The organism is Mucilaginibacter sp., from assembly GCF_028287845.1.
In the GTDB taxonomy this organism is placed as follows: Bacteria; Bacteroidota; Bacteroidia; order Sphingobacteriales; family Sphingobacteriaceae; genus Mucilaginibacter.
On sequence record NZ_JAQBOW010000004.1, the window covers coordinates 1 to 7,273 of the forward strand.

Here is a 7,273-nt window from a genome sequence, read left to right on the forward strand (position 1 = left end):
AAAGCCAGCGCGGTGATACTGGCCACGGGCCACTCCGCCCGCGATGTGTTTGAAATGCTGCATCGCCAAAATATATTGATAGAGGCCAAGCCATTCGCGCTGGGCGTGCGCATAGAGCATCCGCAGGAAATTATAGACCGCGCCCAATACCATTGCGAATATCGTGGTCCGGATTTGCCGCCGTCCTACTATAACTTAGTGGAGCAGGTGGATGGCCGGGGCGTATTCTCGTTCTGCATGTGCCCGGGCGGCATTATTGCCCCCTGCGCTACGGAAGCCAACGAAATTGTGGTGAACGGCTGGAGCCCGTCAAAACGGAACAACCCTTTCGCCAACTCGGGCACGGTGGTACAAATAAATATGGAAGACGTAAAAGGCAGCGATACCGATCCGTTTAAAATGCTGCACTTTCAAAGCCAGATAGAACAGCTGGCCTTTAAAGCCGGTGGCGGCAAACTGGTTGCACCCGCGCAGCGGATGGTTGATTTTGTAGACGGTAGACTGTCTGTTGATCTCCCCGAAAACTCCTACCTGCCCCGCACTAAAAGTGTAGCACTAAAAGAGGTACTACCCGATTGGATAAACGACAGGCTGCGCCGCGCCCTGCCAGCCTTTGGTAAAAAAATGAAAGGATATTATACAAATGAAGCTATATTAGTGGGGGTAGAGTCACGCACATCATCGCCTATAAAAATTCCGCGCGATAAAGAAACGCTGCAGCACCCGCAGGTACAGGGGCTTTTCCCCTGCGGCGAAGGTGCGGGCTACGCGGGTGGCATAATTTCTGCGGCTATTGATGGGATAAATTGCGCGGTAGCAGCGGGGAAAGTTTAACACGATTGTATGATTTTTAGGATTTTTAAGATTTCCTGACCTGTGTTAAATATTAAAAAATTAATCCTGAAAATCGGCTATTGATGGGATAAATTGCGCAGTAGCAGCGGGGAAAGTTTAACACGATTGCAGGATTTTTAAGATTTCCTGACTTGTGTTAAATATTAAAAATTAATCCTATTAATCTAACAAATTCTAAAAATCGTGTTTATGACAACAACCGAAAAACTCCTTCACGAATTAGAAAAAGTATCATCGGGTCACCCCTGGTACGGCTCGCCGATATATGACATACTGGGCAAGGTCACTTTCGAAACCGCTTACGAACGGGTGGGCCACGCGCATACTATTGCCGAGATTATTCTGCATATGCTTAGCTGGACCGAAGAGGTAATGGACCGTCTTAACGAAAAACCGGCTTCGCTACCCCTAAGCGGCAACTGGCCAGAAACCGGTGACCCCGACGAACGGAAATGGAAACTATGGATTGATGACCTAAAACTTGTTAACGTAAACATGGTAAAAACCATACAGGATTTCCCCCAGGAAAAATGGGGCGAACCTATCATTGATGAACGCGGCGACCAGCCGGTTACCACTTACGAGGAATTGGTTTATGGGTTTATACAGCACCAGATATATCATGCCGGGCAGATAGCTTTGCTGAATAGAATGATTATTGGATAAATAAAAAAGGAATGGCCAAGTGCTATTCCTTCCCTTGGGAAGGGGAGGAAAGGGTTAAATAAAGCGGCGAAACCCACCCCTGCCACAGCACATCCGGCCGCACCCCTCCAAGTAGGGGAACTTTAAATTGGGTTAATACTCCAGCTCTGTACACAAAAATCCGGCATCATGCAGCAGAGATTCAATATATCGCGGCGAAACATCGTGCGACACTATGCGCAGTATATTATCGCAATCTTCCAGGTCGAAGTTCCATTCCTCAATAGCCTTCACAGAAGTTAGCAGGGGTTGCACCCTTGTAATCTGCTCAGGGGCAGTAACGCTTGTTGTGAATACCAGTATGTCCATATAGTAGTATTGTTGTGAGTGTTTAATAACTAAAAGATTTGACAACTTTTTAAAAGTTGTCAAATCTCACGGTATAAATGTTATTCGGTTGGTTTAGCGGTCTCCTTTTCAAAGGTATCCCAATCCCTGTTAGACGGATGTCCGTCATTACGTCCCCATGGGCCACAGCCGCCGCGTTCGCGCATTTTTTGTTTGAACTTTTCTTTTTCTTCGGGCGTCATGTTTTTAAAACGTTCTTCCATTTTATGGCGCATCCATGGCGCACCGCCGCGTCCGCCCCAGCCGCGTCCGCCTTTACCAAAGCCAAACAGTATTTTGCATAATATAAATATGCCCATAGCCTGCCAAAAGGTAATGACGCTAACGTGCAGTATTGCGGGTAATAAATTGTTCCATAATTGCATTACTGCAAAGCTGATGAGCGAAAGGAAAGCGACTACCGCAATGGGTATAAATATAAACCGTCCTTTAAAAAATAAATTTTTCATGTTTTTTTGTTTTTAATATTTTGTGATCTCCTGATATAATTGTTGTAACCTGTCGCGCAGATGCAGCACCGCGTAACGCTTTCGCGATACCAGCGTATTTACATTTACGCCCGTAGCTTCTGCTATTTCCTGAAAGGTCATATCTTCCATTTCCTGCCAGATAAAAACCTGCTTTTGGTCTTCGGGCAGTTCGTCCAGCGCATTAAACAATTGCTCCCAAAAAAGGGTGCGTATGTATTCCGTTTCGGGCGTACTGTCTTCCACCATCAGGAAATCTTTAAAGCCAGAGGTATCATCCTCGTCTTCATTGCTTCCGGCAAACAGGTCATCAAGTAAAGTTTCTGATTTCTTTTTATGCTTATCTGTTATCTTGTTCCTTGCCACTTTATACAGCCAGGCGCCTGTCTGCTCAATTGGTTCAGAATTTACCAGTGCGCTAAACTGGTACCATACATCCTGCAGGATGTCTTCAGCATCGGCATCACTCTTAACCCGCTTACGGATAAAGCCCAGCAAATTTTTACCGTACGCTTTTATGGCGCGCAGTATATGGCTGTTTCTTTCTTCGGGCATTAAGGTAGCTATCAATGTATTACTTGTTTAAAGATATAGACGATTCACGTTTAAAAACATTTTAAAAAATTTAAATATATTTTTTGTGACTGCCTTTTGACTGCCAAACACGCTAAATATTACACCTTGGCGTAATATTTGAATGCCTCACTCCAATCCCTCTCTATAGGAGAAGAGCTTAAACGGATCTTTTATTATGGCTGATAAGAAAACATTGATATTAGGCGCAACGCCAAACACCGGCAGATACGCTTACATGGCGGCTAACCGTTTGGCTGGTCATGGGCATTCTATAGTTAACGTAGGGTTAAAAACCGGCGAAGTGGCAGGCATACCTATTGAAAAGCCCGAAATCATTCATAATGATATAGATACCATTACCCTATATGTTGGTCCTCAAAACCAGCCACCGCTGTATGATTATATATTAAACACCCATCCAAAACGTATCATCTTTAATCCCGGAACGGAAAATAACGAATTAAGGAAGATGGCTAATGAAAAGGGTATTGAGACCGAGTATGCCTGTACGTTGGTATTGTTGTCAATAAATCAATACTAAATCCTCTAACCAAGTTTCTTACGGACACTTTAGGATAAACCAACATTCTGTTATATGAGCAATCAAAAAGGAAGCGGTGGCCTGTCAGCACACGCGGCCGGGAGTCTGGCCTGTGAGGTGGCAGCGATTGGGCTGACTTGATTTATTCATTTATTGTTTGTTTTTTATAGGTATTCATGAGGTCGCTACGCTTAGTTTTTGGTTACTTTTGGATCAAAGCCACACGGCGTAGCCTTCTTGAGCTCCTTTAAAAACAAACAACAGCGAAAAACGTAACAGCCTTCCCGCGGCGATTGAGCGGGTGGATGCTTACAATTGCATTACAACTGGTTAAAAAAGATAAATAACTAAAATGATCTTTAGCCATCCCAAAGGCGCAAATCATCATTACACCCCCAACTCCGCAAATATCTCCTTAATAGAAAACCTCGCTCCGCAAACAAACTCGTCCGACGCGCCATAATATATAGTAATGGTATCGCCATCTACAATATGCCCGTTGGTAAATACCACGTTGCCGAAGAAGCCGCTTAGTTCATAAGGTTCGGTAGGTACCATGATAGGGTTTTCGGTGCGGGCCAATACTTTCGACGGATCATTCAAATCCAGTAAAAAAGCACCTAAACAATATTGATGTGCTGCATTGGCGCCATGATAAATCTCCAGCCAGCCTTTATCCGTTTTTATCGGTGCAGCACCGGCACCAACACGCTGGCAGTCCCAGCTATCCTTGCGGGTTTTTACAATACATTTATGGTTACCCCAGTGCACACCATCCGGCGATTCGGCCAGCCAGATAAAGTTGCCGCCAATATCCACACTGCTTGGGCGGTGCAGGCAATAATATAGTCCGTTTATTTTTTCCTCGAAAATGGCGCAATCTTTATTATGCGGAGGCAGTATCATGCCGTGCGATTGGAAAGTCTTCCAGTCGGTAGTGGTGCGCAAACCCACGCCGACACCATTGCCTGATACGGCGGTAAAAGTGAGATAATATTTATCCCCCATCTGCGTAACCCGGCAATCCTCAATACCAAAAGCCTGCAAATACCCTGCACCAAATAAGGGGGAATAGGCATCAACCTCATAAAAGTGCAGGCCGTTATCGCTGCAAAGCAGGCGCAGGTGCGATAGGGTGGTTAAATAATCAAGCCCCTGGTAGCGTATAACCCGCGGATCAGTAGTAATTAGTTCCGGATGCGTTGATGGCAGTTCAACAATTTCAGTTTTACCCAGGTCATTCAGGATCGGGAAAAATATGGAGCCTTCCTTTTGCACCGCATTTTCTGCTACGCGGATGATGAGCCAGGTCTTCCCCTCAAAAGTAAATACACCCGGATTAAGCAAACAAATAATTTGTAAACCTTCTTCGCTTGCTTTAAGGTCAATGGGTGATAATAATGGATTTTCGGAGAAACGTTTGGCAATATCTGTCATGTATATGCTGTATTAAAACAGATTTAACAACCTGTTTTATAAATAAGTTTTAAAGAAAATTTATTAATCATTTCTTTATTGGCACTCAAACAAAAATATTTAATAAATGGTTATTGAGCAGGTATAACTGTTATAAAGGTATAGCTATGAACGGATTGTCACCTTGGGCTATGGTAGCTGCTGATATTTTTAACGATCAGGACCTACCGAATATTTATTATAAAAAGATTAATCAATACCATTTCACCGTACATAATGTTGGCGACTCTTTATACATTATAGCAAATTGGCCAAACGGTGGCCGGCTTGCCTTGCGCGCGGCTTATACGCCTAATGATGATATCCATATAAAAAGAGTTATTGAAAAGGATACCAATATAACCTTTTATATAAAAACCGTAATTGGCGACTATACGGTGAAGCTTGATTTCCCCGACCGGGAAACTCCGGTAATTAGATATACTACCACACTAAAACCATCCGCGCCTTTATTTATCCCATTTTGGCCACGGGATATTATCCCATTAAATAAAGATGGTAATGACGGGCAGCCAAAAGGCGAGATATATGCCAACCAGTTTGGCGCACGCACGGGCTTTGTTTATTTTAGTTTAGATAAACCCAAATCGGGCGCTGTATTATATGTACAGAACCTTACCAGTTTAAATGATTATTGCCAGGAAACCGAAACATCAGCCGCCGACGCTGTAGGCGGCCAATGGCCGGAGATTGGATTTTCGTTGCCTGTTGCAAAAGAGAAACCTTTACCTGCCGGTAAAGAATTTATTATATCAGACGTCTATATAGCCTTAAGTACAGAAATACCTGCTGATGAATTTAAAATGTCGCGGCAGTTTTTAGATATGCTGGGTGCTATATACCTGCACTTATCGCTACCCGCTACCCAACATCATAACTGGCCCGATATTTTAGCTAAAGGACTGAATGATCTGGAAAATAGCCATGCCTGTTGGTCGCATGCCCAGGGCTTTGATTATTTAAATGCCTACGTATCAGACTATGAAACCCCGCCCGAAATTATGGTACAGTTGGCGGTGCTGCTGCCATTGCATGATTATGGTATCTGGAGCAAAAAGGATATCCCTGCAATAAAAAAAATATTAGATGGCATAGAAGCATTTTACAAAAAAGAATTAGGTACTGTGGTTAGGTGGCACCCCGCCGTTGTTGATGACCTGGACGGATCTGAAGAGCAGCTAAAACCAAATGTGATGGACTCATGGTATTTGCACCACCCCATGCTTAATTTGGCAAGGATGGCTTTCCGTGGTGAAGAGCAAGCTAAAAAACTGTTCATGAATTCGCTGGAGTATACTATTAAAGTAGCACATCATTTTAAATACCAATGGCCGGTATTTTATAATATGGAAACTTTGGAAGTAATTAAAGCCGAAAAAGAACCCGGCAAAGGTGGCGAGGGTGATGTGGCCGGCTTATATGCCTATGTAATGATGCACGCATGGGGATTAACCAAAGATGACCGGTACCTTAATGAAGCTAAGCGTGCTGCTAAATGTTTATTGGGTAAAGGGTTTGCTTTATTTTACCAGGCCAATAATACCGCTTTTGCCGCTAACGCGATGTTATGGTTGTGGAAGGAAACAAAAGATAAACTATATCTCGACTTAAGCTTTTTATGCCTGGCTAATATTTTCAGGAATTTCCAGTTATGGGATTGTAATTACGGGTATGCAAAACATTACACTACATTTTTTGCTATATTCCCGCTTAGCGATGCAAAATATACTGCCGCTTATGAGGAGCAGGAGGTGTTTGCTGCCATGCATGATTATTTAGTAATGGCCGACAATGAGGACCTGCCCGGCTCTATCTCCCTGTTGTTAGCAGAGTTTACCCGTTATATTGTACAGCGCGCAGCATATTATTATCCGCCTAATTTGCCAAAAGAAATGTTATCCGAAGAAGTAAAAATGGGCCAGGTTGATCCTAAACTATGGATAGCGCTGGAAGATATCCACGATGGCTGGGAAAAATCGGGTGAGGTAGGGCAGGAAGTATATGGCGCCGGGGTGGCTTTCGGTATTGTACCGCGCCATTATTTGCAGGTAGGCGAGGAGCCATTTTATATATATGTTGATTATCCTACAACAAAATACAGAAAAAAAGGTAAAAGTTTCTCTTTTGATGTGCGTGGCGATAGCCGCCTAACCTGCCGTATGGTCATCGTTAAAAAAGATAAAACCAAATTGCCTGAGTTTACGGTCATCCCAAAAGATGATGGCAAAAAAGCAGCGCTAAAAGGTAAGTTCGTTAAAGGTAATATAGAATATCAAATACACGGTAATCAAAAAGTCAGTATGAG

At 43.5% G+C, this 7,273-nt stretch carries 8 protein-coding genes; 4 read left to right on the plus strand and 4 right to left on the minus strand.

What is annotated here, in order from left to right; translation table 11 throughout:
- Nucleotides 1-834 (plus strand): FAD-dependent protein (locus JWP71_RS00360; RefSeq protein WP_366143508.1); only part of this gene is annotated, 834 nt, incomplete at its 5' end.
- Between the two features lie 210 nt (nucleotides 835-1,044).
- Nucleotides 1,045-1,521, plus strand: coding sequence for a DinB family protein (locus JWP71_RS00365; protein WP_299495811.1), 477 nt, complete (start codon nucleotides 1,045-1,047; stop codon nucleotides 1,519-1,521).
- Between the two features lie 132 nt (nucleotides 1,522-1,653).
- Here JWP71_RS00365 and JWP71_RS00370 read toward each other — a convergent pair whose 3' ends face one another.
- From JWP71_RS00370 to JWP71_RS00380, 3 genes are all read right to left on the minus strand, one after another.
- The gene (locus JWP71_RS00370) at nucleotides 1,654-1,869 is read right to left on the minus strand and encodes a hypothetical protein (protein WP_299495813.1); all 216 of its coding nucleotides are present in this window, start codon (nucleotides 1,867-1,869) and stop codon (nucleotides 1,654-1,656) included.
- 80 nt (nucleotides 1,870-1,949) lie between these two features.
- Nucleotides 1,950-2,357: a hypothetical protein gene (locus JWP71_RS00375; RefSeq protein WP_299495815.1), complete on the minus strand. Its 408-nt coding sequence runs from the start codon at nucleotides 2,355-2,357 to the stop codon at nucleotides 1,950-1,952.
- A 12-nt stretch (nucleotides 2,358-2,369) separates the two neighbouring features.
- A complete protein-coding gene (locus tag JWP71_RS00380) occupies nucleotides 2,370-2,945 on the minus strand; it encodes an RNA polymerase sigma factor (protein ID WP_299495817.1) in 576 nt (191 codons plus the stop codon).
- 181 nt (nucleotides 2,946-3,126) lie between these two features.
- Here JWP71_RS00380 and JWP71_RS00385 point away from each other — a divergent pair, with 181 nt between their 5' ends.
- On the plus strand, nucleotides 3,127-3,492 hold the full coding sequence (locus JWP71_RS00385; RefSeq protein WP_299495818.1) for a CoA-binding protein: 366 nt from the start codon (nucleotides 3,127-3,129) through the stop codon (nucleotides 3,490-3,492).
- 387 nt (nucleotides 3,493-3,879) lie between these two features.
- Here the strand turns inward: JWP71_RS00385 and JWP71_RS00390 are convergent, their stop codons facing one another.
- Entirely contained in the window at nucleotides 3,880-4,929 is a 1,050-nt protein-coding gene (locus JWP71_RS00390) for a glycoside hydrolase family 130 protein (protein WP_299495820.1), read from the minus strand.
- Between the two features lie 146 nt (nucleotides 4,930-5,075).
- Between JWP71_RS00390 and JWP71_RS00395 the strand changes: the two genes are divergently transcribed.
- On the plus strand, nucleotides 5,076-7,273 hold a 2,198-nt coding region (locus JWP71_RS00395), incomplete at its 3' end, for a hypothetical protein (RefSeq protein ID WP_299495822.1).

What these genes read in the sequence shown, in the direction of transcription:
- JWP71_RS00370 (WP_299495813.1), bottom strand. Translation starts at nt 1,869, where the DNA reads ATGGACATACTGGTATTCACAACAAGCGTTACTGCCCCTGAGCAGATT.
- JWP71_RS00365 (WP_299495811.1), top strand. Translation starts at nt 1,045, where the DNA reads ATGACAACAACCGAAAAACTCCTTCACGAATTAGAAAAAGTATCATCG.
- JWP71_RS00385 (WP_299495818.1), top strand. Translation starts at nt 3,127, where the DNA reads ATGGCTGATAAGAAAACATTGATATTAGGCGCAACGCCAAACACCGGC.
- JWP71_RS00390 (WP_299495820.1), bottom strand. Translation starts at nt 4,929, where the DNA reads ATGACAGATATTGCCAAACGTTTCTCCGAAAATCCATTATTATCACCC.
- JWP71_RS00375 (WP_299495815.1), bottom strand. Translation starts at nt 2,357, where the DNA reads ATGAAAAATTTATTTTTTAAAGGACGGTTTATATTTATACCCATTGCG.